Consider the following 25882-nt stretch of genomic DNA (forward strand, 5'->3'; position numbering starts at 1 on the left):
CGCCCTGATTACGCGCTCGCCGCGCCGGCGGGGCACCCGGCCGAATCGCGATCGGCATCACGGCCAAGGACGGCCCTCAGCATGCGCGCCCCAGCGGCAATCTCGAACAGTCGAAGCGATCGTGCTTGGCGCGATCCTGTGCTGTTGCTGCTCGTCGCGCTGGCTGCACTGGTGCACGGGGCTCGCCTGGGCACGCTGAGCATCCGCGGCGAAGAGCCGCGTCGCGCCCTCGTGGCCGGCGAGATGCTCGCCAGCGGCGATTTCGTCGTGCCGCGGCAGCAAGGACTGCTGTATCTCAGCCGCCCACCGCTGCAGAACTGGACCATTGCCCTCGCGGCCTGGCTCACCGGACGCTGCGACGCGGCCGTCGTCCGGCTGCCGGCATTGCTCGCCACCGTCGCGACGACCGGGCTGATCTATCTCTGCGCCCGCGCTTGCACGAGCCGCGCCGCAGCCTTCGTCGCCGGTGCGGCGTATGCGACCATGTTCCAGGTGCTCGAACTCGGACGGATGGCCGAAACCGAAGCGACGCTGACCTTGTTGATCGCGTCGTCGCTGCTGGTGTGGCAGGCCGGATACGTCGCCCGGTGGCGACCGGTGTTCACCTGGTCGACCGGCTATACCTTGGCCGCCTTGGCTGGGCTGGCCAAGGGGCCTCAAGGCCCGGTCTATTTCGTGGCCGTGACCACGGTGTACTTGCTGGCCGTGCGGCGCGATTGGCGCATGTGGCTGAGCGTCGCGCACCTCGCCGGGCTCGTGGCTTTCGCCGCAGTCATCGGTGCGTGGCAGATCCCATACTGGCGCGCCGCCGGTCCCGAGGCCGCGTGGGAAATCTGGGTCCACAACGCGAGCATCCGATTCCTGGGCTCGCAAACCAGCGCGCTCTCGATCCATGCCGCTTCGTTTCCGCTGCATGTGTTCGCATGCACGATGCCGTGGTCGGCGCTGCTGGTCGCCTATGCGTGGCCCAGCCTGCGGCGCAATCTCGGCGACTCTCGATCGCTGGTTGTGTTCGCGGCCGTCGCGCTGCTGGTGACGCTGCCCAGTTGCCTGCTGGCCATCGAGGCCCGGCCGCGCTATTTCATGCCACTTTATCCGTGCCTGGCGGTGCTGACCGCCCCGGTCGTCGAAGCGGCCCTGGGCCAGGGCGTCCGACGCGCAGCAAGCGTCTGGTTCCATTGGCAAGGTCTGCTCGCGCTCGGCTTTGCCGGGGTCGCGATCGTCATGCTGGGCGCGAGCCTCAGCGGCGGCGGCCGTTCGGTGTTGGTGCAGCCGCCGCTGTTCGCCTGCGGCTTTGCCGCCTATGTCGCCGTCACGGCCGTGGCCCTCTTCGTGATCCGCAGCCGCACCGAGCCGGCCCGCGTCGTTCTGGGCACGTCGCTGATCATGGGTCTGCTGGGATTGTCGTACGCCGGCGCGCGGATTAACGAACTCGCACGCAATAGCGAGGACCACCTGGCCGCGATGAACCAGTTGCGAACGCAGCTCCCCCGGGGCGCCGAGTTGGTCAGCTTTGGACTGGCTCACCACCTGTTCACCTATCACTACGGCAAACCGATTAGCACCGTGGCCTGGCCCACCGTGCCCGAGGCCGTTCCGCCCCAAGTCGAGTACTTCTGTTACGAAGATTTCGACGGGTACGAGGAACCGCCGCTGCCCTTTGCCTGGGAACCGCTCGCCGTGATTTCCTGCGAGCGCTACAAGACACCACACCCTGCCCAACGAATGATCGTTGGGCGGCGCATCACATCGGACACGGCCGCTGTGCATCGTTCAGAAACCTCGAACTCGCGATCGCATGTCTCCGCCAACTGATCCTTCGCACGACGATTTAAGCCCCTCGTTTCAACTCGCGGGCCCGAGCTGGGGGTTCGTGCTGCGTATCGCCGTCACCGGGGCGCTGGTGCTCTACCTGGCCGACCAGATCGATTGGGCCGAAATGGTCCATTCGCTCGGTCAGGTCGGCTGGAGCTACTGGTTCGCGGCGCTGGGCGTGTATCTCGTGGCCCAAACGATCAGCAGCGTGCGCTGGGGGGGCCTGGCCCGCGCGGTCGCGCTCGGCGCCAGTCACGGCCAGTTCCTGCAGCTCTACTTCGAGGGCATGTTCTTCAGCCTATGCTTGCCGACCTCGGTCGGGGGCGACGTCGTCAAGGCCTATCGCCTGGCGCCTACGCTGGCCACTCGGGTCTTGGCAGGCTGCACGGTGCTTGCGGATCGCCTGACCGGCCTGACGGCGCTCCTGTCGATCGCGACCGTGGCGATCATCGGGCAAAGCCTCGCCGCGGGCCTCGTGTCGTGGATCGCCGTCATCGTGCTCGTCGGCGCGGCGGTCGCGTTTCTGACCCGGGCCGGCCTGGTCTTGGCACAACAACATGCGGCGCGGCTCACGCTGTTACCGCGCGTCGGCCGGCTGATCGGCGCCTTGCAACCCTACTTCGATCGACCGCCAGTCATCGCCGCGGCACTCGCCTGGAGCCTGGCGATCCAGGCACTGAACATTGTCTGCGTGTGGACCCTGGGACAGGCCTTGGGGCTCGAGATTCCCGCCAGCGCGTACTGCGTGGCCGTGCCAATCGTCAGCCTGCTGACGGTGCTGCCGTTGTCGATCAACGGCGTCGGCATTCGCGAAGGCGGGCTCGCTTTGCTGCTGGCCGGATATGGCATGACGCACGAAGCGGGCATTGCGCTCGGTTTGCTCTGGTTCCTGGTCGTCATGGCGTCGGGCCTGATCGGCGGGGCGGTCTACCTGCTGGGTCCCGTCCGGCCGCGAATCCCAGGGCCGCCTGCGGCCGAGTCGCCGCCGGAACCGGTTGCCGCGACGCCCGCGCCCACGACGGTCGAACCGGCCCGCGCCGTCGCCGCGCAAGAACTTCTCCGTCTGCAAGTCCACGCGGCGCACCGTCGCGCGGAGCGTTTTGCCACCCACACACTTTTTCCCGGACGTGCCACCGCGCGCACTCCCCAATCAAGGAATGGCGTCATGGACCTGTCGGTCGTCGTGCCGATCTATAACGAACGCGAGAACATCCGCCGCCTCTACGACGCGCTGCAAGCCGTGCTCGTGCCGATGGGCTGCAATTATGAAATGGTCCTGGTCGACGACGGCTCGACCGACGGCTCGAGCGAGCAGCTCCAGGCGCTGGCCGAACACGATCCGACGGTGAAGATCGTGCTCTTCCGCCGGAACTACGGGCAAACGGCCGCCATGCACGCCGGCATCCAGATGGCCACCGGCGACGTGATCGTGACGATGGATGCCGACCTGCAAAACGATCCGTCCGACATCCCGATGCTGCTCGCACGGCTCAACGAAGGCTACGATCTGATTCACGGTTGGCGCCGCCATCGGCAAGACGGCCTGGTGCTGCGCAAGATCCCCTCGAAGATCGCCAATTGGCTGATCTCGAGAGTCACCCGGTTCCCGGTGCACGACCTGGGCTGCACCCTGAAGGCCATGCGCCGCGAAATTGCCCAGGAGCTGCAGCTCTACGGCGAGATGCACCGGTTCATTCCGATTCTCGCCGCCTGGCGCGGCGCGCGCTGCCTGGAGGTCGAGACCAAGCATCATCCTCGCCGCTACGGTCAATCGAAATACGGCATTTCGCGCACGCTGCGCGTCGTGCTCGACTTGATCACCGTCAAGTATCTGATTTCCTACTTGAGCAGCCCGATGCGCCTCTTCGGCGGGATCGGCATGGCGAGTACGGGCCTGGCCATCGCCTCGGGAGCCGCCACGATCGGCATGAAGATCGGCATGGGGCAAGACATGACCGATAACCCGTTGCTGCTGCTGTCGACGCTGTTGATCATGGTCAGCCTGCAATTCTTTGTGCTGGGCATGCTCGGCGAAGTCGGCGTGCGCACCTACTACGAAAGCCAGGGCGCGCAGCCTTATGCCATTCGCGAATTGATCAACTTCGAGCCCGAGGCCGGCCTCGGCGCCGACGCGCCGCCGGCCCGCGGCGGCCGCTATGCCCCGCCGCGCAGGACGCTGCGTTACGCCCGCCGTGCCGCTTAAGTTGTACCAGCCGCGCTCGCCAGAAAGCGATCGAGCACGTTGGCGGTGATCCGCGCTACGTGCCGATCGCAGAGCAGGGCAGTGGGGTAGGTGATCGACCCTGCTGAGAACACGGCGCCGCCGCACGGAGTGTCGAAATAGACCATGTGTGCCCCGCCGTCGTCGGGGTTCAATCCCCGCGCCAACAGCACGGCGTCGCGCGGCGAACTGGCGCTCAGCTTGTCGGTTTCGTGACCGCTGGCGCCGTCGCCATACCGCTCGTGCAGCGTCCGCTCGCCGAACCGATCGCCGCGGCGCAGGCCCGTGCCGGCGAACACCCAATGGTTCGAGGCGACCGATTCATAGGGCGCCACGGTCATCGCCCCCGGATCGGTGTACACGACCCCCAACAGGCGCGCCTCGGATTCGTGCTGGCACGCCATGCGGCTTTCGGTGCCTGGGTCCCAGCGGTTCAGGCAAGTCATCGCCGCACCGGCGTCCAGCTCCACCGCGCAATTCAACCCGTTGCCGGCCAGGTACAGGAGCCTGCCGCCGCGCTCGAACACCCACCGCTTGACGGCTTCGTACATCCGAATCGTCCAATACTCGGGATGCACGTTGAGCAGCAGCGCCCGATAGTCGTCGAGCCGCAAGGTGCCGTCGTCCAATTGGGCGTCGGCGTACAGGTCGTAGGAGTAGCCGGCCTGTTCGAGCCAGGCCAGCGTGCGCCACTCGGCGGGGGCCAGCGCACATTCCATCCGGCCTTCGATCGGATCCGTGGCCTGCTCGCCCTCGCGGATCTGGTTGTCCGGCTCCGGCCGATCGAACGAGAGCGGCGCATAGGTGTCGCCTTGCCATTCGCCGTAATCGGCCAGCTTGTACCGGGGCAAGTCGCTCTTGGCGTTCACGATCGGCCGGTCGAGCATCCGCGCGGCCAAAATATAGTTGCTGCGACCGCCGAAACGGTTGTACGCGTTCCAGGTGTTGGTCGACGCCAGCACGGCCAAGGGCGCCGTCGGCCGCGCGGGCGCCACCACCAACGGAAACGAGCAATATTCGCCCCGGCGATTTCGCGCTTCGAAGTAGTGCAGCCCGCCTCGCTGGGGTGCGACGATCGACTGGTGATGCACGGCGCCGAAACCAGCGTCCCACCGCACGCCGGTTTCGACAAAATGGCCGTCGGGCAAGGTCTGCATCGCGGCGCGCGGCCCGTGGTTGTCGTACCAGCCGATGTTCCGCACGTGCTCGCGCGCAAGCCCCAGACGCACGAGGCCCAACTTGTACGGGGCCACCGAATGGACGCGAAACTCGACCGCATCGCCGGCACGGCACCATTTGGGCCAGGCGTAGCCCGACAGGCGATCGGCCAAGAGACGAAAGTGCCAGGGGCGCCCCTCGACCAGCTCGACCTCGACGCGTTTCGAGCCGAAGCCGTCCTTGGCGAGCGTGACTTCGTAGCGGCCCGGCGGCAACTCGGCCCACAGCGCACCGCTGGGCGTCGATCGCACGACGGCCCTCGCGCCCCAGCTGCCGGTGAATTCCGCCGTCACGTCGGCCAGCGCGGCGTAATACTCGTCGCTCACATATCCGGCCAGCATGTTCAGGCGCCCTCTTGCTCGGGGAACTGTCGATCGAAGTACCGGCTCAACGAGCGCACGCGGTGCACCTGGTAAGCGATCACTCCTCCCAGCAGGAAAAACGTCGCGACATAGACGACGTGCTGCGCCATGCTGACCGGTACCACAGCGTGCAGCTCGCTGCGCAACAACTCGTAGTCGAGGACCAGGGCCAGGTACGACGCCACGACCAGGGCCGTTTCGTACCACACCAGCCGCACGCGAAACCACAGGCCGGATCCGGCAATCAACAGCGGAAACAACATGACCAAAGGGCTAGCGACGGAGTTCGCCATCCAGACCACGAGAACCAACAGCGCGCAGTCGACCGTCCCCCACACGAAACCGGCGCCCAGCTCCAGGCGGCGCCGCTTGATCAGCCGGCCGGCCGCGAGCGAAACCAGTACCCAGATTCCCAGGATGACGCAGACCTGGAAATGGAATTGGGCATCCGAGGCGTGGAAAACGCGGTAGTTGAGCTGCTGCACCAGGTAAAAGGCCGCCAACACGATCAGCCGGCCGGCCAGCGCCGGTTCGCGGCGCATCCACCGCCAGATGCGCTGCCAGATGTCGGTCGCCTCGACGGCCAGCGGCTCGCCGCGCTGATATTTTTGCAATTCGCCCGCCACGGCCGCGGCGCCGGGGTAACGGTCCTGCGGGCGTTTTTCCAGGCATCGCAGGCAGATCTGCTCGAGTGCCGGATCGATGCGGCGCTCGATTTGCCTCGGCGGAATCACTTCGCCGCTCAGCACCTGCAGCACCGTATCGAGCGGCGTCTCGGCGCGAAACGGCGGGCGTCCCGTGAGCAGCTCGTAGAGGATCGCGCCCAAGCTGTACACGTCGGCAGCGGGTCCCACTTCGTCTGGTCTCCCCGCGGCTTGTTCCGGCGCCATGTAGCTCGGCGTGCCGGCGATCACACCACTGGCGGTGCGCGCGCTGTCGGCCGCGAGCAATTTGGCCAGGCCAAAATCCGTTATCAACGGTTCGCCGTCGGCCGCGAGCAAGATGTTCGCCGGCTTCAGATCGCGGTGCACGATACCGTGGGCATGTAGATACTCGACGGCACCCGCAACGCGCACCAGCAGCTCGATCGCCTCGTCCAAGGGCAACGGGCCCGCGGCCAGGCGCTGGGCGAGGCTCTGGCCGGCCACGTATTCCATCGCGAAGTAATGCTGTCCGTTGACCTCACCGGCGTCGAACACGCGGACGATGTTCGGATGGCTCAGGGCGGCGGCCGACTTGGCCTCGAGCCGAAACCGGCGCAACTGCTCGGGCGAGGCCAGGTGACAACCGAGCACCATCTTGATCGCCACAGGCCGGTCGAGGCTTTTCTGGCGTGCGCGAAAGACCACGCCCATGCCGCCGCGGCCGATCTCCTCGATGATCTCGTAGTCACCTGCCAGCGCCGGCGCGGCAGGACCGGCCGCCGTGTCAGTTGGCGGCCCGCTCGCCGGATCGGCCAACGTCGGATCGAGTGCTTCGGCTTGCGACAGTTCGACCTCGCTGGGCGCGAACCGCTCGAGCCGGTCAAGACATTCCAGGATCGAGGCCAGGTCCGGGCGGCGCACCAGCAGCTCGCCGCGCGCCGCGGCGTCGCCGCGCTGCAACCGCTCGAGATAGGCGTCGAGCAGCGCCCCCGTATCGGCATCGTCGTGGTCGCTCAAGCGTCGGCCCCCGGAGCGTCGGCCGGGCGCAGCTTGCGTTCGAGCTGTTTCATCGCCCGCATCCACAGCATTTGCGCGGCGGGCCGGCTGCGATTCATCCGCCGCGCGACTTCGTCGAAGGGTAATCGCTGCAAGTTGCGGAGCATGATCACCTCGGCATGGTCCGGGGCCAGGCTCGCCACGGCCGCAGCCAGCTCCAACTCCTCGTCCTGCGCCAACACCTGCTGGCTGGGCGACGGATCGTCGGCGGCGGGCTCCCAGGCCGGTTGCGATTCGGCCGCGTCGCCCCGCGCGCCCAGGGCCACTTCGCGGCGCGCCTGGCGTTTCTCGGTGCCGCGGTAATGCCGCACGAAATCGGCCGCGTTGTGCGTCAGCATGCGGCGCAGCCAGGCCAGCCACTCGCCGCCCGTGCGACCGGTGAAGCGATCGAAATCGCGATGCGCTTCGAGCAGGGTTTGCTGCACCAGATCCGAGGCGTCGACCTTGGCCTGCAGCCAGCTTTCCACTTGTGCGCGCGCCAAAACGCCCAGATAGCTGCGGCAAGCCTCGAACAGGGCATCGCGCTGCTGTCCTTCGCCGGCCTGTGCGCGGGCCAACAAGTCGTTGACGCGATCGAGCGATTCGTCGGTCATGGTCGTCAGGCAAGCGGCCCGCGGAGTGGATGCGCGGCGTCAGTCTACGGTGGCCGCCGGAAGAGTACCAGCAAAGAGATTGTCAAGTTGAAAAACGACCCTGCGAGACAAGTTGCTGGCGCGACGCGCCACGGGGCCGGATTTTGCCTTTACCCGCGCGGATCGGTTCGGCTATCCTCGCGCCTCATGCGGATCACCGCACGCCGCGAACATCACGGAGGAATTCGGTCATGGAGACCCCCAACGCACGATCGAATCGCCGCGCCGCAACCTTGGCCGGTGTGTTTGTCGAACTCTTCGACGCCCACGATCACTGCCTGGGCCAGGCACTCTATTTCGATTGGCCCGTGGCCACGTTGCCAGCGCCGGGGGAGACCATCAGTCTCGCTGCGACGCAAGCCTGGACCAAGCGGCGGCAACTCGCGGGCCGCGTGCGGAAACGACAGTTCGACGTACAACAAGACGACGCCGGTCGTCCCTGCGTCTGGGTGCGCATCGAGCTGGAGCACATCCCCTACGAAACGCCGTCGCGCCCCCGCCCCCAAGACAAGCGCCGCGCGACGGGCCTGCTACCCGAAGACGTTTTTTCGTCGAACTAGCCGACTGCTCGGCAATCGATCGGGCACCGCGCAATCGATCAGGCGCCGCAGTGGCGCTGCGTTGGGGGCCCTGCGCTGTAGCTACCGATCAGTGGCAACCGCAGCCGCCGCTACGGCAAGCGCCTGCGGGCGCCGGGGCCGGCTGAGCGGCCGTGGCAGTGGGCGCGTTTGACGCTTCGTCGTCCGGTAGCACGTTCGCCCGGACGATCTCGAAGCCCAGGTCTTCGAGCATCCGCAGGTCTTCCAAGGGCGCTTGCCCCTTGGTGGTCAGATAGTCGCCGATAAAGATCGAATTGGCAGGGTACAACCCGAGCGGTTGCAGGCTGCGGAGATGAATCTCCCGGCCCCCGGCGATGCGCAGTTCGCGCGCTGGATTGACCAGCCGAAACATCGCCAGCACCTTCAGGCAATAGCGCGGCGTCAGCTTGCTCAGCCCGGCCAGCGGCGTGCCGTCGATCGGGTTGAGAAAATTGACCGGAATCGACAGGACCCCCAGTTCGGCCAGGCTGAGGGCGAGCCGGACCACGTCGCGGTCCTCTTCGCCCATCCCGATGATGCCGCCGGAGCACATTTCCAGGCCGGCCGCCTTGACCGCCTGCAACGTACGCACGCGATCGTCGTAGCCGTGCGTCGTGCAGATTTCGCTGTAGTAGCGGTCGCTCGTGTTGAGGTTGTGATTAACGCGATCGACGCCCGCGGCCTTCAGACGCAGCGCTTGTTCGTCGTTCAGCAGCCCCAGGCATGCGCAGATGTTGAGGTTGTACCGAGCCTTGATCTGCGGCACGATCTCGCACACCGCCTGCATTTCGCGCTCGTTCGGGCCACGGGCCGAGATCACGATGCAGTAGGTCTTGGCTTGTTGCTCGGCTGCCAGGCGGGCGCCTTCGAGAATCTTGTCAGCCTGCAGCAGGTTGTAGCGCGGGATCTCGGCGTCCGACACCTTGGATTGCGAACAATACGAGCAATCCTCGGGGCACAGGCCGCTCTTGGCGTTCATCAAGAAATAGAGCTGCACCCGGTTGCCGAAATGGCGATAGCGCACGCGGTAAGCCGCCGCAAGCAGGTCGAGCAGCTCCTCGTCCGGCGCACGGACCACGGCGAGGGCCTCGTCCTCGGTCAAGGCGTGGCCGTCGAGCACCGCTTGGGCCAATTCGTGCCAGCGTCCGGTTCCTGGTTGAACGCCGCTTAGCGGGAAAGTCGTGCTCATGACGGTCCTCAGCGAGATCATTGCCTGCGGGGAAGCTCCTTAGTATGGCCCGCGGCGCCGCCTTGCCAAGGGCATCACTACCTGCCGGTCGACGCCCTTGGCAAGCCGCGGGAAATCGCGTCACAATGCATGGCGTGGGGGAAAATCGAGCCGATCCGCGCTCTGTTCCGTGTTCCATGCGGTGGCCTGCCATGAGCTTGTATCACCTGGTCCGCGTCGGCACCTGGGCTGAAGTCGGCCGCTTTCAGGCGGTCGATGCCACCCACTATCCGCGCGGCAGCCGGGTCGTGCTGCGAACGGCGCGCGGGCTCGAACTCGGCGAGGTGCTGGCCCCGCCGGAGCGGGCCGCCGATAACGAGGCTCCAGGCGACGGCGTCATTTTGCGCGGCGTGACCCCGGCGGACGACCTGTTGGCCTTGCGGCTGCAGCGCAATCGCGCCGCGGCGATCGAGGCCTGCGAAGCGGCCATTCGCGAACGCCAGTTGCCGGTCTCGCTGGTCGACGCCGAGCCGCTGTTCGATGGCCGGACCCTGGTGTTCTATTTTCTCGGCGAGCCATCCGCCGAACTCGATCAGTTGACCGAGCGCCTGGCCGAGGTCTATGAGGGCCAGGTGCAGTTCCGCCGCTTTGCCGAGGCGGTGAACACCGGCTGCGGACCCGGCTGCGGAACGACGGCCGCCACCGGCGGCTGCGGCAATTGTGCCGAACAAGGTTGCACCATCGCCAGCGCCTGCGCCGCCTCGAACGGTGCGGGCAAGCGTGCTTAGGCCGACGGTTTTGCCGCGGCCGCAAACGCCTTGGCGTTCTCGACGTAGTGCTGCGCGCCCAGGTGATTCATGGCGATCTGCTCGGGCGACAGCTCGCGCTTCACCTTGGCCGGCACCCCGACGGCGAGCGAATTGGGCGGAATCTCGGTGCCCTCGGTCACGACGGCTCCGACGCCGACGATCGAGTTCGCCCCGATGCGGGCGCCGTTCATGACCACGGCCTTCATGCCGATGGTGACGTTGTCTTCGACCGTCGCTCCATGCACGACCGCTCCGTGCCCCACCGTAACGCCGTCGCCCACTGTGCAAGGAAAACCAGGATCGGCATGCAGCACGCAGCAGTCCTGGATGTTCGACTGGCTGCCGACGACGATTTTCTCACAGTCGCCCCGCAGGACCGCGTTGAACCAAACGCTCGATTCGGCCCCGATCGTCACGTCACCGACGACCACCGCGCCGGGGGCCAGGTACACGGTCTCATGCAACAGTTCCGGCCGATGGCGAACGCTTTCGGTCATGCACATCTCGAGACATCAAATGAGCGGCGCGGGCTGCCGCGCCGATGGAAAACAACAGGTCGCCGCCGCGCCGCGAATCTTTCGCGGCCCCAGCGACAGTTCCGCCGCGGCTTACCTCGCTAGTGCAACACGACCCGCTGCGGGGCGTGCCGATGCGATGCGGCAGCAGGCTGCGGCGGCGCCAGGTGCACCAGCGTATAAGAGCGGTCGGCCTTCGTGAAGACCGTCACCATATCGCCCAGCGGCGTCTCGTAGGTCGATACCAGATGCAACCGCTGCTGCAGCGACATCTCGTTGAGCCGTCGCTGCTCGGGGCTGACCGACCCCCAATCGCCGGCCTGGTGACGCGCCAACAACACGCTGGCCTCGACGCCTGCCCGATCCAGCACCTCTTGTGCTCGTGGCGTCACGACAATCTCGCCAACGGAGAACCTCATCGAAGTTGCTCCTCTCTTCTCTTTGCAGTCTCGCTGCCCCCACCGCAAGTGCCTGCGTCGCGGGCAAACTCTGACCCGATCCTTCGCAACCGCTGGCCACGTGTCCAATTCTCCACAGGTCCAATGCGAGTTGCAACCAGGTGCAGAAAACTTATCTGCGCAAACGCCAGCAAATCGCTAACATTCGATCATCGCATTCCCTGCGATGCTGGCCCCGCCATCGCTTCGACCCCCGAACTGTCGAGCAGCCCGATGCCCTCGGCAACCGCGATCCGCCAACTCGCCGAGCGTGTGCGCCACGGTTCGGCGCGCGCTGCAGACCTGCTGGCAGCCTGCTTGGAAAGTATCGATCGGCACGAGGCCCGGATCGGTGCCTGGGTCGTCGTCGATCGTGCAGGCGCCCAGCGCGCGGCCGAAGCGAGCGATCGTCGACGCGCCGCGGGACGTTCGTTGGGGCCGATGGACGGCATGCCGATCGGCGTCAAAGACCTGTTCGACGTCGCAGGTCTGCCCACGCGGTCCGGCTCGTCGCTCACCTCCGACGCGCCCGCCCAGCGCGACGCGAACCTCGTCGAGCGGCTCCGCGCCGCCGGTGCGGTCATCCTCGGCAAGACCGTGACGACCGAGTGGGCGTGTTTCGACCCCTCGGCGACCGCCAACCCCTGGCATCCCCAGGCCACGCCGGGAGGTTCGAGCAGCGGGTCCGCAGCGGCCGTCGCAGCGGGCATGTGCTGGGCCGCGCTCGGCTCGCAAACCGGAGGCTCCATCACTCGCCCGGCAACCTTTTGCGGCACCAGTGGGCTCAAGCCGGCCTGGAACGAGTTGAGCCTCGCCGGCGTCTGTCCGGTGAGTTATCACCTCGATCACCCTGGTCCGATCGCCGTTAGAGTCGGCGAGTTGCGCGACGTCTTTGCCGCGCTCACAGGCGATGCGCCGGCGGATGGATCGGCCGCTTCGACGCCAGGCCAGGCGTCTTCTCCACCCCGAATTCGCTGGCTCAAGGGCTTCTTCTGGACAGCCGCCGATGCAACCGTGCAAGCGCACACCGCTCAGGCCGTCGAACGCCTGCGCAGCGCCGGTGCCCAAGTGCACGAGCATCCGTTGCCGACCATGTTCGACGAGGTTATTCCCGCACACCGCACGATCATGGCCGTCGAAGCGGCGGGCGTGCATCGCGAGCATTTTCCAGCGCAGCGCGAATGGTTTGGTCGCGAGGTCGCGCGGCTGTTGGACGAGGGCCGCGCCGCGGCGGCAGTGGATTTTGCCGTGGCGTTGGAATTCCAACGGGACTGGCGAACCGCGGTCGACGCCCTGACGGCTGCCGAATCCTGCGACGCGCTGCTGACGCCTGCGACCCTATCGCCGGCCCCGTTGCGGCGGGACACGACCGGCGATCCACGGTTCAATTCCCCCTGGAGCCTGGCCGGCGCCCCGACCGTGTCGCTGCCGTGCGGGCTGTCGTCCGAGGGTCTCCCGGTGGGGTTGCAGTTGATCGGGAGCCGCAGATCGACGCGTGCTTTGCTCGATATCGCCGCCTGGTGCGAGACGGTGCTGGGATTCGCCGCCGAACCCCCGACTTGACACCCGGCCGGAAGGAGTCAGGCTAGGCCTGTTCTTCACCACCCCTGCGCGATCGGATCGGGGCCGATTGACCGCGCTGTTGCTGTCCCCACCTGGAGCCCCTGGCATGTCTTTCCGCACGTTCGGCCGACTGGCCCTGGCCTGTTTCGTTGGTGTGTGTTGCCTGACCGGCATGGCCGGACCTGCCCGGGGACTCGACGTCGGCTTTGCCGAAGTCGAGATCACGCCCACGGTCGGCGGCAAGCGGCCCGTCTATATCGCCGGATATGGCATGAACCGTCGGGCCAAAGACGTGCACGACCCGTTGTTTGCCCGGGCCGTGGTGCTGCGCGACGGCGAGACGAAGTTTGCCCTGGTTTCGATCGACGTCGTCGGTTTGCAGTACCCCACGGTACTGAGCATCCGCTCCAAGCTCACCGACTACGGCTACGTGATGGTTTCGAGCACGCACAACCACGAGGGGCCCGATACAGTCGGCATCTGGGGCCCGTCGCCGATCGCCTCGGGCGTCGACGCCAAGTGGCTGGCCAGTCTGGAAGAAAAGGCCGTCGCGGCCGTCAAGCAGGCCGAAAGCCAGGCGGCGCCGTGCAAGGCGACCTACGGCACGGCCTCGGACGAAGCACTGCTGCGCGACTCGCGCGAGCCCTATGTGTTCGACCCCGTCCTGAGGGCCATCAAGTTCACCCGCGAAGACAACCAGCAACTTCAGGGCGTGCTGATCCAATGGAACTGCCATCCCGAATCGATGGGCAGCGAAAACCAAAGCATCACGGCTGACTTCATCTGGGCCACCGTGGCACAGGTCAAGGAAAAGCTGGCCTGCCCCGTGGCCTATTTCACTGGCGCAGTGGGCGGCCTGATGGCTCCGCCGCGCGGCAAGATCCCCAATGCCCAAGGCGAGTTTCCGCCTGAAGGCGATTTCGAGTTTTGCGAGTTGTACGGCAAGGCGGTTGGTCAGTTGGCGCTCAAAGCGCTCGAAGCGACCGAGCCGGTCAACCTGTCGCCGCTGCAGGTGGCCGCGAAGCCGATTTCGATTCCGTTGGAGAACAAGCTGTACCAGGTGGCGCGGATGCTGGGCATCATGAAGCGCAACGGCGTCCGCTGGACCGGCAATTCGGAGGATGTTGGCGAAGAGCTGCCGCGCGGCGTCAAAGACGTTCAAGGCGCCGCCGTCACCGAGGTGGCCGTCATCCGGCTGGGCGACGTCCACGTGGCGTGCATCCCGGGCGAGCTCTACCCGGAATTGATCTACGGCAAGTACCAGGATCCGGTTGACCCGGCGGCCGATTTTCCCGAGGCCCCGCTGGAGCAGACGATCGTCGGCATCCTGCCCAGCGACAAATGGCTGCTGTTCGGCCTGGCAAACGATGAGATCGGCTACATCGTTCCCAAGCGTCAATGGGACGTCGTCGCGCCGTTTTGCTACGGTCGCACCGAGGCCCAATACGGCGAGGAGAACAGCATCGGCGCCGAAGCCGCGCCGCTGGTGATGGATGCGCTGGCGCGGCGGATGGCCGAGCTTCGCGCCAAGCCATGAGGCCGCGGTTCACCGTCACGATCGCGGCGATAGCCCAGTGCGCGGCGCTGATCGCCTGCGCAGCGCACGGCGTCGCCAGGGGCGAAGAACCCGAGGATCCGCGCCGGCCCGCCGCCGTGCAGACCGAGGGCGTGCCGGTTGTTCCGGTCGAGGTGTTCGAACGCCTGCGGCAGTACCAGAACGTGCGCACCGCGACGTTCGCCGGCTGGGCACCCGACGGGCGCGGCGTCCTCGTCGCCACGCGGTTCGGCAACGCGACGCAGTTGCATCGCGTCTACGATCCCGGCGGCCGGCGCGAGCAGATCACGTTTTTCGACGAGCCCACCGGCGGACAGTTCGTTCCCCAGGCGACCGACGGCGCCATGCTGGCGGTTCACAGCCAAGGTGGCGACGAAAACGACCAGGTCTACCTGATCGAGCCGGCCGCCGGGCGTTCGACGTTGTTGACCGACGGCCATTCGCGCAACCTGTTGGGCCCCGTGCGCGACGACGGCACGCAGATGATCGTGCACAGCAATCGCCGCAACGGCCGCGATACGGATCTGTACGTCTGCGCATCCCGCCAGCCCGGTCCCGGCGAATTGCTCCTGCAGGTCGACGGACAGTTTTGGCAGGCGGCCGATTGGTCGCGCGACGGCGGCCGAGTCCTGCTCAAACGGTACGTTTCGATCAACGAGGCCTATCCGGCGGAAATCGCCGTCGACACGCGCAAACTCCGCAATCTGCCGCTGCCCGACATTGCCCGCGCGGCCGTTGGCGATCTGCGGTACGCCCACGACGACGCGGCGGCCTTCATCACAACCGACGCCCGGGGCGAATTCCTCGAGCTGGCCCGGCTCGATCTGGCCACGGGACGCTACACCTGGCTGGCCGACGACCTGGGCCAGGACGTCGACAGCCTGGAAGTCGATCGCGCCACGGGCCGGCTGGCCTTCACCACCAACGATGACGGCGCGAGCCGGTTGTTTCTCTGGCAGGCCGGCGAGCGCCGCGAGCTGAAGCTGCCGCTGGGCATCGTCGGCAACCTCGAGTTCTCGCCCGACGGCAGCCACTTGGGCTTCACGCTGGCGCGACCCGCTGCACCGGCCGATGCCTATTCGGTCCGCGTCGACAGCGGCGAGCTCACCCGCTGGACGTATAGCGAGGTCGGCGGGCTCAACCCCGAGCGCTTTGTGACGCCCGAGCGGATCAAGTGCCCGAGCTTTGACCAGCGCGACGTGCCGGCCTATCTGTACCTGCCCCAACCGCCCGGCGCCGGGCCCGCGCCCGTGCTGATCCTGATCCATGGCGGTCCCGAATCGCAATACCGGCCGTTGTTCAGCGGGTTGATTCAATACTGGGTCAACGAGCAGCAACTGGCGGTGATTTGCCCCAACGTGCGCGGTTCGGCCGGTTACGGCAAGACCTACCTGCAACTCGACAACGGCCCCAACCGCGAGACCAGCGTGCGGGATATCGGCGCGGTGCTCGACTACATCGCTAAGCGACCGGAGCTGGATGCCGGGCGCGTCGGCGTGATGGGCGGTTCGTACGGCGGCTACATGGTCTTGGCCTCGCTGGCCATGTTCGGCGAGCGGTTGCGTGCCGGCATTGATCAGGTGGGCATCGCCAATTTCATTTCATTCCTCGAACAGACCAGTCCCTATCGCCAGGACTTGCGCCGGGCCGAATACGGCGACGAGCGCGACCCGGCGATGCGCCAGGTATTCGAACGGATCAATCCGACCAACAACGCCGAGCGGATCCGCGCGGCGCTGTTGGTCTCGCACGGAGTGAACGATCCGCGCGTGCCCTTTGGCGAAGCGCAGCAGATCGCCGCCAAGGTCCGCGCCGCCGGGCAGCCGGTGTGGACCGTGTATGCTGACAACGAAGGACACGGTTTTGCCAAGAAGGACAACCGCGACTATCTCACGGCCGTCGAGGCGATGTTCCTCGAGCGCTACTTGATCGCGCCCTGACCGCTTAGAGACTCGCCAGCAGGCCGCTCATCTCGCCGGCCGCATGGTGATTGCCCTCGCGTTGGGCCGCTTCGATCCCTTGCTGGAGTGCGGCGCGGGCCTCTGCGGCGCGCGCCAGCGCAATCAACCGCTGGCCAGCCATCAAGAACGCGGGCACATACGGAGGCGAGTCCGCCATCAGGCCCGACAAGATCTCCAGGCTCCGCTCGTGGTTGCCCTCTTTGTCGAGTTCGAGGGCCAGGCTGTAGCGCAAGAAGGCATCGTGCGGATCGTCGGCGAGCATGGCCTCGATCCGCTGCCGGCGAGAAATGGGCGCGTTCATCGTGCTGCAAACTTCCAGGCAGGCCCGGTGCTCGAGGCCCCGGGTCGAGAAACGATCGACACCGCGCCAGGGTGCTTGGCGGCCGGCTCGACCTGTCGCCAACATACCGCGGCGGCGACTAGGCTGCTTTGCGCCCGTTAGCTTTGGCCGCCAGCCGTTCGACTTCGGCGCGGTCGAGCTCGTCGAAATCGACCCGGAGTTCCTCGTCGATCTCCTCGCGCATCACCAGCGAGTGCTTTTCCAGTAGCCGGGGCAGGTAGAACCAGGCCTTGGCGAGCGACTGCTTGTCGACCGTGGACGAGATCACCACCAGTTCGGCCTTGGGCAGGTCGTTCGCCTTGCGCGAGAGGGCCGAGAACGGGTCGCCGGGGATCAAGCGGAACTTGGCGCCCGTCGGCGACAGCAGGCGGTGCATTTCCTTGATGGCAACCCCCTCGCCATCGTTGCGCGCCTCGAATAGATCGATGCCCGAGTAGCGAATCGTTTCTTCGGGGTGCAGCCGCCGGGCGAGGTCGATCATCCGCAACGCGCGTTGGCCTTCGCCGACGCCGATCTCGAGGATCGAGGTCACCTGCTCGCGCTTGATGGTGCGGTAGAGCTTGCGTTCGCTTGCTGGCTTGGATAGATACGCCAGGTAGAGATACTTAAGTCCCATCGTCGCTCGACCTTCCTGGGATGCGACTGTTCGAGCCCGTGCGGGCGAGCAGTCGGGGCCGGCCCTGACCCTGCTGGATGGATGCCCGCTGCTGGCGCGCCCAGGGGTGGCGCGAGGCGGCGTGCCTAATCGTTATTCGGATGCTCCAGGAAACAAAATCGAGCCGTTTTTTCCGACTTTTCGGCCAGCGTACGGCCGCTCCGACCGCCCATTCGTAGCGATAGGCTATATTCCTGAAGACCATTCCCGGGGGAGCGGCCGGCCGCATTCCCCCTCGGGATTCCTCGATTTGCCCGGAGCGAAGGACCTTCATGCGCACGATTCTCGTCACCGGCGGCGCCGGCTTTATCGGTAGCTGCTTCGTTCGCCTGGCCATTGCCCGGCAAGACGTGCAAGTGGTCAACCTCGACAAGCTGACCTACGCCGGCAACCTCGATTCGCTGGCCGGCGCGCTCGACGATCCGTTGCACGTGTTCGTCCACGGCGACATTTGCGATCGCGCGCTGGTCGACCGGCTGCTCGACGAGCATCAGCCGCAAGCGATCGTCAACTTCGCCGCCGAATCGCACGTCGATCGGTCGATCGACGGACCCGAGGCGTTCGTCAAGACCAACGTCGGCGGCACCTTCACCCTGCTCGAGGCCGCCCGCGGCTATTGGAAGGCGCTGGCCGACGGCCCGCGCGACGAGTTCCGCTTCTTGCACGTCTCGACCGACGAGGTCTACGGTTCGCTGGGGGCCACGGGGGCGTTCGTGGAAACGACTCCCTATGCCCCAAATTCGCCGTATTCGGCCTCGAAGGCGGCCGCCGACCACTTCGTCCGTGCTTATCACCACACCTACGGCATGCCCACGCTCACGACGAATTGTTCGAACAACTACGGCCCCTATCAGTTCCCTGAAAAACTGATCCCGTTGATGATCCTCAACGCGCTCGACGGCAAACCGTTGCCGGTCTACGGCGACGGGCTCAACATCCGCGATTGGCTGTACGTCGAGGATCACTGCCGGGCCATCCAGACCGTGCTCGACCGCGGGCAGCCCGGCGAGGTCTACAACATCGGCGGCAACTCGGAACGTACCAATCTCGACGTCGTCCATACCATCTGCGACATCGTCGATCGCTTGCGCCCGGGACTGAAACACGCGCCTTGCCGTTCGTTGATCACGCGTGTCAAGGATCGCCCCGGCCACGACCGGCGCTATGCCATCGACGCCTCGAAGATCAAGACGCAGTTGGGCTGGGAGCCGCAGGAAACCTTCGCCACGGGCATCGAACACACGGTCCGCTGGTATCTCGAAAACCCCACCTGGGTCGAGCGCGTCACCTCGGGCAAGTACCAGCGCGAGCGTCTCGGCCTGGCCGTGTCTTGAACTCTTCCTTCGTCGAAAGAACTCGCCGCATGTCGCCCGAATCGACCGCACCGACGCCGCGTTGCAAGAAGGGGATCGTGCTCGCCGGCGGGTCGGGCACGCGCCTGCACCCGATCACGCGCAGCGTGAGCAAGCAATTGCTGCCCATTTACGACAAGCCGATGGTGTACTATCCGCTGTCGACCCTGATGCTGGCTGGCATTCGCGACGTGCTTCTGATCTCCACGCCAGAAGACATCGGCAGCTTCGAACGCCTGCTCGGCGACGGCCATCAGCTGGGCATCTCGATTCGGTATTGCGTGCAGGCGCGCCCCGAGGGGCTCGCCCAGGCATTCATCCTGGGCCGCGATTTCGTGGGCCGCGACCACTCGGCGCTGGTCCTGGGCGACAACATCTTCTACGGCCAGGGCTTTCAGAAGATGCTCGCCAATGCCGCGTCGCAGGACGTCGGCGCCACGGTCTTCGCCTATGCCGTGAAGGACCCGCAGCGCTATGGCGTCGTCGAGATGGGCCCCGACGGCAAGGCTTTGTCGCTGGCCGAAAAACCCAAAGAGCCGAAGTCGAACCTGGCCGTGACGGGCCTGTACTTCTACGACAACCAGGTGCTCGACATCGCGGCGAATCTCCAGCCGTCGGCCCGCGGCGAGTTGGAGATTACCGACGTCAACAAGGAATACCTCCGCCGCGGACAGTTGCGCGTCGAGCGCTTCACCCGGGGTTTCGCCTGGCTCGATACCGGCACGCCCGAATCGCTGCTCCAGGCCGCGAACTTCATCGAGGCGATCGAGGCCCGGCAAGGGCTCAAGGTCGCGTGCCTCGAGGAGATCGCGCTGCACAAGGGCTTCATCACGGCCGACCAACTCGAAAAGCTCGCGACGACGATGAAGAACACCTACGGCCAGTACCTGCTGGAAATCCTGGCCCGTCCCGAGTTGGGCGGCTGAGCGTCGTGCCCTTCCAGCCGCAGAGCTTGCCCGGTTTGCCCGACCGGCGGCCGGCCGCAAGGCCGTGGCCCGGATCGTTCAAGCCGATGCGAATCTGCACTCGATAACCCGTGCTGGTGGTGCCGTTTTCTCGCGCCAGGCTGCGCGACTTTGCCCCTGGCCGGCGCCGTCACGTTTTCACGGGTTGGCCCATGTGCAGACGCCTGTTCGGCTCGGCGGCGCTGACCGTGGCACTGGCGCTGTCGCCCGCTATGGCGCGGGCCCAGGTCATTGGCACAGGCCCATCGATCCGGCCTTCGCGAATCACGTTCCCCGAGTTGCATTTCGAACAGATCCGCTCGCAGCGACTCCAGATTCAGCCGCTGCAGTTCTCGCAGCTGGACGTGCCACCGATCCAACTGCCTTCGCTGCAACAGCCCGATTTGACGTTCGCGCCACTGGTGGTGCCGCGGCTGACGCGGGACCCGGTCCCTACGATTGGGGCCCCCGCCGGCTCGTTGTTCCTCGGACGGCTGACGACTCCCACTCGGCGCCCCGCTGCGCCGCCGCCTGCTCCGGCAGCGACTTTCGAAGGCTTTCGCCCCCGCACGAGCAGCCGCGCAATGGATACCGATCGGACGATGGCGGCCCCTTCAATGTCGCGCCCAAGCGATGAGCCGAGCACCAAGCTATCACGGCGTAAGCCTTTAGGCTGGTAGCCGCAACGCATGTCGCGATGGGCACTGCGCCATCCCGGTGCGAGCCACGTCACATGACGAGGGCTTTTCGCGCTGTCTAGAGGGAGGACGGCACCGCCAGCAGCGCCCGAATTGACCCTTTGTGCGCGGCTGTGGTAGCCTGCCCGACTTGGTTTTTCGATGATCTGGCCTGCCTGGGCAGCTCGCCCGGGCAACCGCCTTGGCCATCGGATGGCAAGGCCCCGCCGCACCGCATCCCCCACCTCCCGCAGCCGCGATGAAGTACGCCGCTATTGGCCCGATCGCCCGGCACCTGCCCGAACGGGTCGAGACGAACTCTGAACTGGCCGATCTGTTCCCCGGCTGGGACATGGCCGAAATCGAGGCCAAGACGGGCGTGCGTCAGCGTCATATTGCTGCCCCCGGCGAATGCGCCTCGGACCTGGCGGTGCGGGCGGCCCAACGGCTGTTTCGAGATCACAATATCGACCCCGCGTCGATCGATTTCGTGCTCCTCTGCACGCAAACGCCCGACTACCCGCTGCCCACGACGGCCTGCTTGATTCAAGACCGGTTGGGCCTCCCCAAGCGGTGCGGGGCGCTCGATTTCAATCTCGGCTGTTCGGGGTTCGTGTACGGCGTCTCGCTGGCCGACGGGCTGATTCGCTGCGGTGCCGCGCGGCGCGTGCTGCTGCTCACGGCCGAGACCTACTCGAAGTACATTCATCCGGAAGATCGTTCGCTGCGCACCATCTTCGGCGACGCCGCTTGTGCCACGCTGATCGACGCGGCCGACGAGCCCTGCCTGTCGGGCTTTGTGTTCGGTACCGACGGCAGCGGCGGCGACATGTTGCTGGTCGGTTGCGGAGGGGCAAGGCCCGCGCCCGACGCGATCAAGCCGCGGCACCGCAAGCGCTGGGCCAGCGACCTCTACATGGACGGGCCCGAACTGCTGAATTTTACGCTCGATTCGATTCCCGGAACTATCGACGAAGTACTACAGCGCGCCGGCTGGCGCCACGAGGAGATCGACTTCTACCTGATGCACCAGGCCACGCGGTTGCTGCTCGAAGGGCTGCAAGGACTGCTGAAGGTCGACCAGACGCGGTTGCCCATTTTGCTCAGCGAGTACGGCAACACGGTCTCTTCCACCGTCCCCTTGCTGATCTACGACTTGCGCTGCGCCGGAAAATTGCGGCGGAACATGAAAAACCTCCTCGTGGGGTTCGGCGTGGGGCTTTCCTGGGGTGGCTGTGCATGGCGCGAGACGTGGGGCGGCTAGTTGCACGTCGTCCCCTGGTTTTGGTTGTGTGCCGGCTCGCGGCGGCGGTAGCATAGTTTCGACGTCTCGCCCCCCGCGAAATCGCCCCAGGCCCGGCACGTTCATGATCGGCCCCGGTCGCCTCGTTCGCCGCTTTGTTCTGGCTGCCGCGTTGGTACGGCCGCTTGCGGCCATGGGCGACGAACTCGACTATGCCCGCGAGATCCAACCGATCCTGCTCCAGCATTGCGTTGCGTGCCACGGGGCGGACGAGCAGAACGGTAGCTTGAGGCTCGACACGGCGACCGGACTGGCGGCAGGCGGCAGCAGCGGTCCGGCGATTGTCGCCCAACGACCCGAGGCCAGCCGCCTGTACCTGGCCATCACGCATCAGGGCGACGCGACTCCGATGCCGCCCGAGGACCAGCCGCCGCTTGCGCCCGAAGAGATCGAGCGCATTCGCCAGTGGATCGCCGCCGGCGCCGTCCTGCCCGAGGGAGCCGACGCCGAGAGCACCGCAGCCAATTCGCGTGCGCTGCACTGGGCATTTCAGCCGATTCGTCCGCGGCCGCTGCCCGCCGTCGCCGACGCGGCCTGGCCGCGAACGGGCATCGACGCGTTTGTCTTGGCCAGGCTCGAGCAAGCGCAAATCGCTCCCTCGCCACCGGCCGACGCGGCGACCTTGCTGCGGCGCGTGTACCTCGATCTCGTGGGCTTGCCGCCGACTGCCGACCAACTGGAAGAGTTCCTGACCGACACGCGGCCAGATGCCTACGAACGACTGGTCGAGCGGCTCCTGGCATCGCCGCACTACGGCGAGCGTTGGGGCCGGCATTGGCTCGACGCAGCGCGCTATGCCGACAGCGACGGCTACAATATCGATGCCCCGCGGTCGATCTGGAAGTACCGCGATTGGGTCATCGACGCGCTGAACCGCGATCTGCCGTTCGACCAATTCATCGTCGAGCAGTATGCCGGTGACCTGCTGCCCGGGGCGAATCCCGAGCAATGCACGGCCACCGGCTTTCATCGGAACACGCTGTTCAACGGCGAAGGCGGTACCGACCGCGAGCAGTTCCGCGTCGAGGCCGTGGTCGATCGCGTGGCGACGACCGGTACCGTGCTGCTGGGCCTCACGCTCGGCTGCGCGCGTTGCCACGATCACAAGTACGACCCCATCACACAGCGCGAGTTCTACGAACTGTTTGCCTACTTGAACCAGGACGACGAGCCGTTGCTCGAACTGCCCACGGCCGAGCAGGCCGGACAGCTGGCCGTGTTGCGTCCGCAAGTGGCCGACGTGCGCCGACAGCTCGACAAGCTCGACGCCGAGTTCGACGCCCGCCAAACGGCCTGGGAGGCGGCCCTGACGATGGAAGACAAAGGCCGCTTGCCGCAGAACGTCCGCGACATCATCTACAACCCGCCCGAAAAGCGCGATGAAGCCCAGCGCAAGGTCGTGGCCGATTACTACCGGCGTATGGACGACGCCTACCGCGGCCTGACCGACCAGTACGCGGCTTTGCTAGCCCAGCAGCCGGCCGTCCAGACGACGATGGTCCTGCGACAGCGTGCGGAGCCCCGCGTCACGCATGTTCACTTGCGCGGCGATTTCCTCCGCCCGGGGCGCGAAGTCGTCCCCGGCACGCCCGAGGTGCTCCCGCCGTCCCATCCGCTCGACCCGGCGCGTCCGACGCGGCTCGACTTGGCCCGCTGGCTGGTTGCGCCCGACAACCCGCTCACTCCTCGCGTGACCGTCAACCGCGTCTGGCAGCATTATTTCGGTACGGGTCTGGTCGAGACCGAGAACGATTTCGGCACCCAAGGCACGCCTCCCTCGCATCCCGAGCTGCTCGACTGGCTCGCGCACCAATGGATCGAGGCCGGCTGGAGCTTCAAGTGGCTGCATCGCACGATCGTTTGTTCGGCCACCTATCGCCAATCATCGCACACCCGCGCCGAGCTGGCCGAGACCGATCCGCAGAACCGTCTGTTGGCCCGGCAAGCGAGGATTCGCCTCGATGCTGAAACGATTCGGGACTGTGCCCTGGCTGCCAGTGGCCTGTTATCGCCGAAGCTGGGCGGGCCCAGCGTGTTTCCTCATCAGCCCGACGGCGTGATGCAACTCACACAGGTGAGCCGCGCCTGGGAAGTCAGCCCCGGCGAAGACCGCTATCGCCGTACTTTGTACACGTATCTCTGGCGGTCTACGCCACACCCGCTGCTCAAGACGTTCGACGCGCCCGACACCACGACGGCCTGCACGCGGCGCCCGCGATCGAATACGCCATTGCAGGCGCTGATGTTGCTGAACGATGCAGGCATGTTCGAGGCCGCTGCGGCGCTGGCAAATCGCCTGCAGGCGGCCCCGTCCGGCAGCGACGAGGAGCGGATTCAACTGGCCTTCCGCTGGGCACTCGCTCGAAGGCCTGCGTCGGCCGAATCCGCGCGCGTCGTCCGCCTGCTCGAGCAGGAGCGTCGCGCGGCGGCGGTCGACTCGGCCCTGGCCGCCGTCGAGGTGCCCGCAGCGTGGACGGCTACCGACTCTCAGCCGGCGGCGCTCGGCCTGAGCGACGCGCAGCAGCAGGCGATCGAGCGCGCGGCGTGGACTGCCGTGGCCCGCGTGCTGTTGAATCTCGAAGAGTTCATCACGCGTGAGTAGCTCGATGCCATCGCCACCCCCGAACTCGCTCCAGCAGGCGTGCGCCCAACTCACGCGGCGCCAGTTTTTCTGCAACAGCACGTTTGCGCTGGGCTCGCTGGCTCTGGCGCAGCTCCTGGCCGAGGAACAGCCTGCCGTCGCAGCGGGGCCCGCGCACCCGCTGGCCCCGAAGACCCCGCATTTCCCGCCGCGGGCCCGTAGCGTCATTCATCTGTTCATGGCTGGCGGTCCCAGCCAGTTGGAGCTCTTTGACTTAAAGCCCAAGCTCCAAGAGTTGCACGGCCAGAAAGTGCCGGCCGAGTTCATTGCCGGCAAGCGCTTTGCTTTCCTCAAGCGGGAGCCGGAGCTGCTGGGCACGCGGCGCAAGTTCGCCCGGCACGGGCAAAGCGGGGCGGAAATCTCCGAGTGCCTGCCGCACCTGGCGGAAATTGCCGACCAGGTGGCGATCGTCAAGACGCTGTCGACCGACGTTTTCAACCACGCGCCGGCCAAGATCTTGATGAACACCGGCTCGCCCTTGTTCGGCCGGCCGAGCATGGGAGCATGGATCACCTATGGCCTGGGCAGCGAGGCGGACGACCTGCCCGGTTTCGTAGTGCTGCAATCGGGCCCGCGCGGTCCGCGCGGCGGCGTACAGAACTACGGCAGCGGTTTCTTGTCGAGCCTGTACCAAGGCGTGCCGTTGCGCCCCTCGGGCGACCCGATTCTCAACCTGACCAACCCGGCCGGCATCGACCGGTCGGCGCAGCGTCGCGTGGTCGAGACCTTGACCGACCTGAACGGTCTGCATCGGCAGACGACGGGCGACGACGAGATCGCCGCGCGCATCGCCACCTACGAGATGGCGTTTCGCATGCAGACGGCCGCGCCCGAGTTGATCGACTTCGGCCAGGAGTCGGCCGCCACGCTGGCGCTGTATGGCGCCGAGCCGGGCAAGCCGTCGTTCGCCAACAACTGCCTGCTGGCGCGGCGGCTGGTCGAGCGCGGTGTCCGCTTCGTCGTCCTCTATCACACCGATTGGGACCATCACGGGGGCAAGGGCGCCGATCTGGAAACTTCGCTCGACGAACGTTGCCTGGAAACCGATCGCGCGGCCGCGGCCCTGGTGACCGACCTGACGAGCCGCGGGTTGATCGACACCACACTCGTGTTGTGGGGCGGCGAGTTCGGCCGCACGCCGATGGGCGAGAATCGCGAAACGATCGGTCGCGATCATCACGTCGACGCCTTTAGCGCGTGGCTCGCCGGCGGGGGCGTCAAGACCGGCCAGACGATCGGGCGCACCGACGACCTGGGCTATTACCCGGTGGAAGACAAGCTGCACGTGCACGACTTGCAGGCCACGATCCTGCACTTGCTGGGGCTCGACCATCTAAGGCTGACTTATCGTTTCCAGGGGCGCGATTTCCGCCTGACCGACGTCGGCGGCCAGGTCATCGAGAAACTCATCGCCTGAACGAGCACGCCGCCGCAGG

At 66.4% G+C, this 25882-nt stretch carries 20 protein-coding genes; 12 read left to right on the forward strand and 8 right to left on the reverse strand.

All coding sequences use genetic code 11. The features are described from left to right. The first annotated feature begins 138 nt into the window (after nucleotides 1–138). Together K1X74_16195 and K1X74_16200 are read left to right on the forward strand one after the other, a co-directional pair. Nucleotides 139–1815 (forward strand): glycosyltransferase family 39 protein, encoded by a 1677-nt coding sequence (locus K1X74_16195; GenBank protein ID MBX7167875.1) that lies wholly within the window; start codon nucleotides 139–141, stop codon nucleotides 1813–1815. Further along, nucleotides 1799–4018: a glycosyltransferase gene (locus K1X74_16200; protein ID MBX7167876.1), complete on the forward strand. Its 2220-nt coding sequence runs from the start codon at nucleotides 1799–1801 to the stop codon at nucleotides 4016–4018. The genes K1X74_16195 and K1X74_16200 overlap by 17 nt, the downstream gene beginning before the upstream one ends. On the opposite strand, the gene K1X74_16205 is transcribed toward K1X74_16200, so the two are convergent. The 3 genes from K1X74_16205 to K1X74_16215 are packed head-to-tail and all read right to left on the reverse strand — an operon-like array spanning nucleotide 4015 to nucleotide 7909. Continuing rightward, the gene (locus K1X74_16205; GenBank protein MBX7167877.1) at nucleotides 4015–5595 is read right to left on the reverse strand and encodes a carboxypeptidase-like regulatory domain-containing protein; all 1581 of its coding nucleotides are present in this window, start codon (nucleotides 5593–5595) and stop codon (nucleotides 4015–4017) included. The two genes, K1X74_16200 and K1X74_16205, sit on opposite strands and share 4 nt — an antisense overlap. 2 nt (nucleotides 5596–5597) lie before the next feature. Continuing rightward, nucleotides 5598–7277, reverse strand: a complete 1680-nt coding sequence (locus tag K1X74_16210; GenBank protein MBX7167878.1) for a serine/threonine protein kinase — start codon at nucleotides 7275–7277, stop codon at nucleotides 5598–5600. Beyond that, nucleotides 7274–7909, reverse strand: a complete 636-nt coding sequence (locus tag K1X74_16215) for a sigma-70 family RNA polymerase sigma factor (GenBank protein MBX7167879.1) — start codon at nucleotides 7907–7909, stop codon at nucleotides 7274–7276. The genes K1X74_16210 and K1X74_16215 overlap by 4 nt, the downstream gene beginning before the upstream one ends. A 230-nt stretch (nucleotides 7910–8139) precedes the next feature. On the opposite strand from K1X74_16215, the gene K1X74_16220 reads away from it, so the two are divergent. Then, complete coding sequence (locus tag K1X74_16220) at nucleotides 8140–8508, forward strand: hypothetical protein (protein MBX7167880.1); 369 nt, start codon at nucleotides 8140–8142, stop codon at nucleotides 8506–8508. 88 nt (nucleotides 8509–8596) lie between these two features. On the opposite strand, the gene bioB is transcribed toward K1X74_16220, so the two are convergent. Then, nucleotides 8597–9736 (reverse strand): biotin synthase BioB, encoded by a 1140-nt coding sequence (gene bioB / locus K1X74_16225; protein MBX7167881.1) that lies wholly within the window; start codon nucleotides 9734–9736, stop codon nucleotides 8597–8599. A gap of 170 nt (nucleotides 9737–9906) precedes the next feature. Here bioB and K1X74_16230 point away from each other — a divergent pair, with 170 nt between their 5' ends. Next, nucleotides 9907–10482, forward strand: coding sequence for a hypothetical protein (locus K1X74_16230; GenBank protein MBX7167882.1), 576 nt, complete (start codon nucleotides 9907–9909; stop codon nucleotides 10480–10482). Here the strand turns inward: K1X74_16230 and K1X74_16235 are convergent. Continuing rightward, nucleotides 10479–11006, reverse strand: coding sequence for a gamma carbonic anhydrase family protein (locus tag K1X74_16235; protein ID MBX7167883.1), 528 nt, complete (start codon nucleotides 11004–11006; stop codon nucleotides 10479–10481). The genes K1X74_16230 and K1X74_16235 overlap by 4 nt on opposite strands. 113 nt (nucleotides 11007–11119) lie before the next feature. Next, the gene (locus tag K1X74_16240) at nucleotides 11120–11437 is read right to left on the reverse strand and encodes a hypothetical protein (protein ID MBX7167884.1); all 318 of its coding nucleotides are present in this window, start codon (nucleotides 11435–11437) and stop codon (nucleotides 11120–11122) included. A gap of 252 nt (nucleotides 11438–11689) precedes the next feature. Here K1X74_16240 and K1X74_16245 point away from each other — a divergent pair, with 252 nt between their 5' ends. The 3 genes from K1X74_16245 to K1X74_16255 all read left to right on the forward strand — a co-directional run bounded on the left by K1X74_16245 (nucleotide 11690) and on the right by K1X74_16255 (nucleotide 16513). Continuing rightward, nucleotides 11690–13018, forward strand: coding sequence for an amidase (locus tag K1X74_16245; protein ID MBX7167885.1), 1329 nt, complete (start codon nucleotides 11690–11692; stop codon nucleotides 13016–13018). A gap of 106 nt (nucleotides 13019–13124) precedes the next feature. Continuing rightward, nucleotides 13125–14555 carry a neutral/alkaline non-lysosomal ceramidase N-terminal domain-containing protein gene (locus tag K1X74_16250; GenBank protein MBX7167886.1) on the forward strand — a complete coding sequence of 477 codons (1431 nt, stop codon included), beginning with the start codon at nucleotides 13125–13127 and terminating at the stop codon, nucleotides 14553–14555. Continuing rightward, nucleotides 14552–16513, forward strand: coding sequence for an alpha/beta fold hydrolase (locus K1X74_16255; protein ID MBX7167887.1), 1962 nt, complete (start codon nucleotides 14552–14554; stop codon nucleotides 16511–16513). Before K1X74_16250 ends, K1X74_16255 begins: the two co-directional genes overlap by 4 nt. Before the next feature lie 4 nt (nucleotides 16514–16517). Here K1X74_16255 and K1X74_16260 read toward each other — a convergent pair whose 3' ends face one another. Beyond that, on the reverse strand, nucleotides 16518–16823 hold the full coding sequence (locus tag K1X74_16260) for a hypothetical protein (protein ID MBX7167888.1): 306 nt from the start codon (nucleotides 16821–16823) through the stop codon (nucleotides 16518–16520). A gap of 130 nt (nucleotides 16824–16953) precedes the next feature. Then, nucleotides 16954–17490, reverse strand: a complete 537-nt coding sequence (locus K1X74_16265) for a hypothetical protein (protein ID MBX7167889.1) — start codon at nucleotides 17488–17490, stop codon at nucleotides 16954–16956. Between the two features lie 311 nt (nucleotides 17491–17801). On the opposite strand from K1X74_16265, the gene rfbB reads away from it, so the two are divergent. The 5 genes from rfbB to K1X74_16290 all read left to right on the forward strand — a co-directional run bounded on the left by rfbB (nucleotide 17802) and on the right by K1X74_16290 (nucleotide 25863). Next, nucleotides 17802–18863: a dTDP-glucose 4,6-dehydratase gene (gene rfbB, locus K1X74_16270; GenBank protein ID MBX7167890.1), complete on the forward strand. Its 1062-nt coding sequence runs from the start codon at nucleotides 17802–17804 to the stop codon at nucleotides 18861–18863. 29 nt (nucleotides 18864–18892) lie between these two features. Further along, nucleotides 18893–19807 (forward strand): glucose-1-phosphate thymidylyltransferase RfbA, encoded by a 915-nt coding sequence (gene rfbA / locus K1X74_16275; GenBank protein ID MBX7167891.1) that lies wholly within the window; start codon nucleotides 18893–18895, stop codon nucleotides 19805–19807. A 954-nt stretch (nucleotides 19808–20761) separates the two neighbouring features. Continuing rightward, nucleotides 20762–21766 (forward strand): ketoacyl-ACP synthase III, encoded by a 1005-nt coding sequence (locus K1X74_16280; GenBank protein ID MBX7167892.1) that lies wholly within the window; start codon nucleotides 20762–20764, stop codon nucleotides 21764–21766. Between the two features lie 103 nt (nucleotides 21767–21869). Further along, on the forward strand, nucleotides 21870–24407 hold the full coding sequence (locus K1X74_16285) for a PSD1 and planctomycete cytochrome C domain-containing protein (protein ID MBX7167893.1): 2538 nt from the start codon (nucleotides 21870–21872) through the stop codon (nucleotides 24405–24407). A 4-nt stretch (nucleotides 24408–24411) separates the two neighbouring features. Beyond that, nucleotides 24412–25863, forward strand: coding sequence for a DUF1501 domain-containing protein (locus K1X74_16290; protein MBX7167894.1), 1452 nt, complete (start codon nucleotides 24412–24414; stop codon nucleotides 25861–25863). Nucleotides 25864–25882: the final 19 nt, after the last annotated feature.

This window comes from Pirellulales bacterium, from assembly GCA_019694435.1.
In the GTDB taxonomy this organism is placed as follows: domain Bacteria; phylum Planctomycetota; class Planctomycetia; order Pirellulales; family JAEUIK01; genus JAIBBZ01.

Excerpts from the sequence above, each read along its gene's own strand:
- K1X74_16200 (MBX7167876.1), top strand. The coding sequence starts at position 1,799 with ATGTCTCCGCCAACTGATCCTTCGCACGACGATTTAAGCCCCTCGTTT.
- K1X74_16205 (MBX7167877.1), bottom strand. The coding sequence starts at position 5,595 with ATGCTGGCCGGATATGTGAGCGACGAGTATTACGCCGCGCTGGCCGAC.
- K1X74_16215 (MBX7167879.1), bottom strand. The coding sequence starts at position 7,909 with ATGACCGACGAATCGCTCGATCGCGTCAACGACTTGTTGGCCCGCGCA.
- K1X74_16220 (MBX7167880.1), top strand. The coding sequence starts at position 8,140 with ATGGAGACCCCCAACGCACGATCGAATCGCCGCGCCGCAACCTTGGCC.
- bioB (MBX7167881.1), bottom strand. The coding sequence starts at position 9,736 with ATGATCTCGCTGAGGACCGTCATGAGCACGACTTTCCCGCTAAGCGGC.
- K1X74_16230 (MBX7167882.1), top strand. The coding sequence starts at position 9,907 with ATGAGCTTGTATCACCTGGTCCGCGTCGGCACCTGGGCTGAAGTCGGC.
- K1X74_16235 (MBX7167883.1), bottom strand. The coding sequence starts at position 11,006 with ATGTGCATGACCGAAAGCGTTCGCCATCGGCCGGAACTGTTGCATGAG.
- K1X74_16240 (MBX7167884.1), bottom strand. The coding sequence starts at position 11,437 with ATGAGGTTCTCCGTTGGCGAGATTGTCGTGACGCCACGAGCACAAGAG.
- K1X74_16245 (MBX7167885.1), top strand. The coding sequence starts at position 11,690 with ATGCCCTCGGCAACCGCGATCCGCCAACTCGCCGAGCGTGTGCGCCAC.
- K1X74_16250 (MBX7167886.1), top strand. The coding sequence starts at position 13,125 with ATGTCTTTCCGCACGTTCGGCCGACTGGCCCTGGCCTGTTTCGTTGGT.
- K1X74_16255 (MBX7167887.1), top strand. The coding sequence starts at position 14,552 with ATGAGGCCGCGGTTCACCGTCACGATCGCGGCGATAGCCCAGTGCGCG.
- K1X74_16265 (MBX7167889.1), bottom strand. The coding sequence starts at position 17,490 with ATGGGACTTAAGTATCTCTACCTGGCGTATCTATCCAAGCCAGCAAGC.
- rfbB (MBX7167890.1), top strand. The coding sequence starts at position 17,802 with ATGCGCACGATTCTCGTCACCGGCGGCGCCGGCTTTATCGGTAGCTGC.
- rfbA (MBX7167891.1), top strand. The coding sequence starts at position 18,893 with ATGTCGCCCGAATCGACCGCACCGACGCCGCGTTGCAAGAAGGGGATC.
- K1X74_16280 (MBX7167892.1), top strand. The coding sequence starts at position 20,762 with ATGAAGTACGCCGCTATTGGCCCGATCGCCCGGCACCTGCCCGAACGG.
- K1X74_16285 (MBX7167893.1), top strand. The coding sequence starts at position 21,870 with ATGATCGGCCCCGGTCGCCTCGTTCGCCGCTTTGTTCTGGCTGCCGCG.
- K1X74_16290 (MBX7167894.1), top strand. The coding sequence starts at position 24,412 with ATGCCATCGCCACCCCCGAACTCGCTCCAGCAGGCGTGCGCCCAACTC.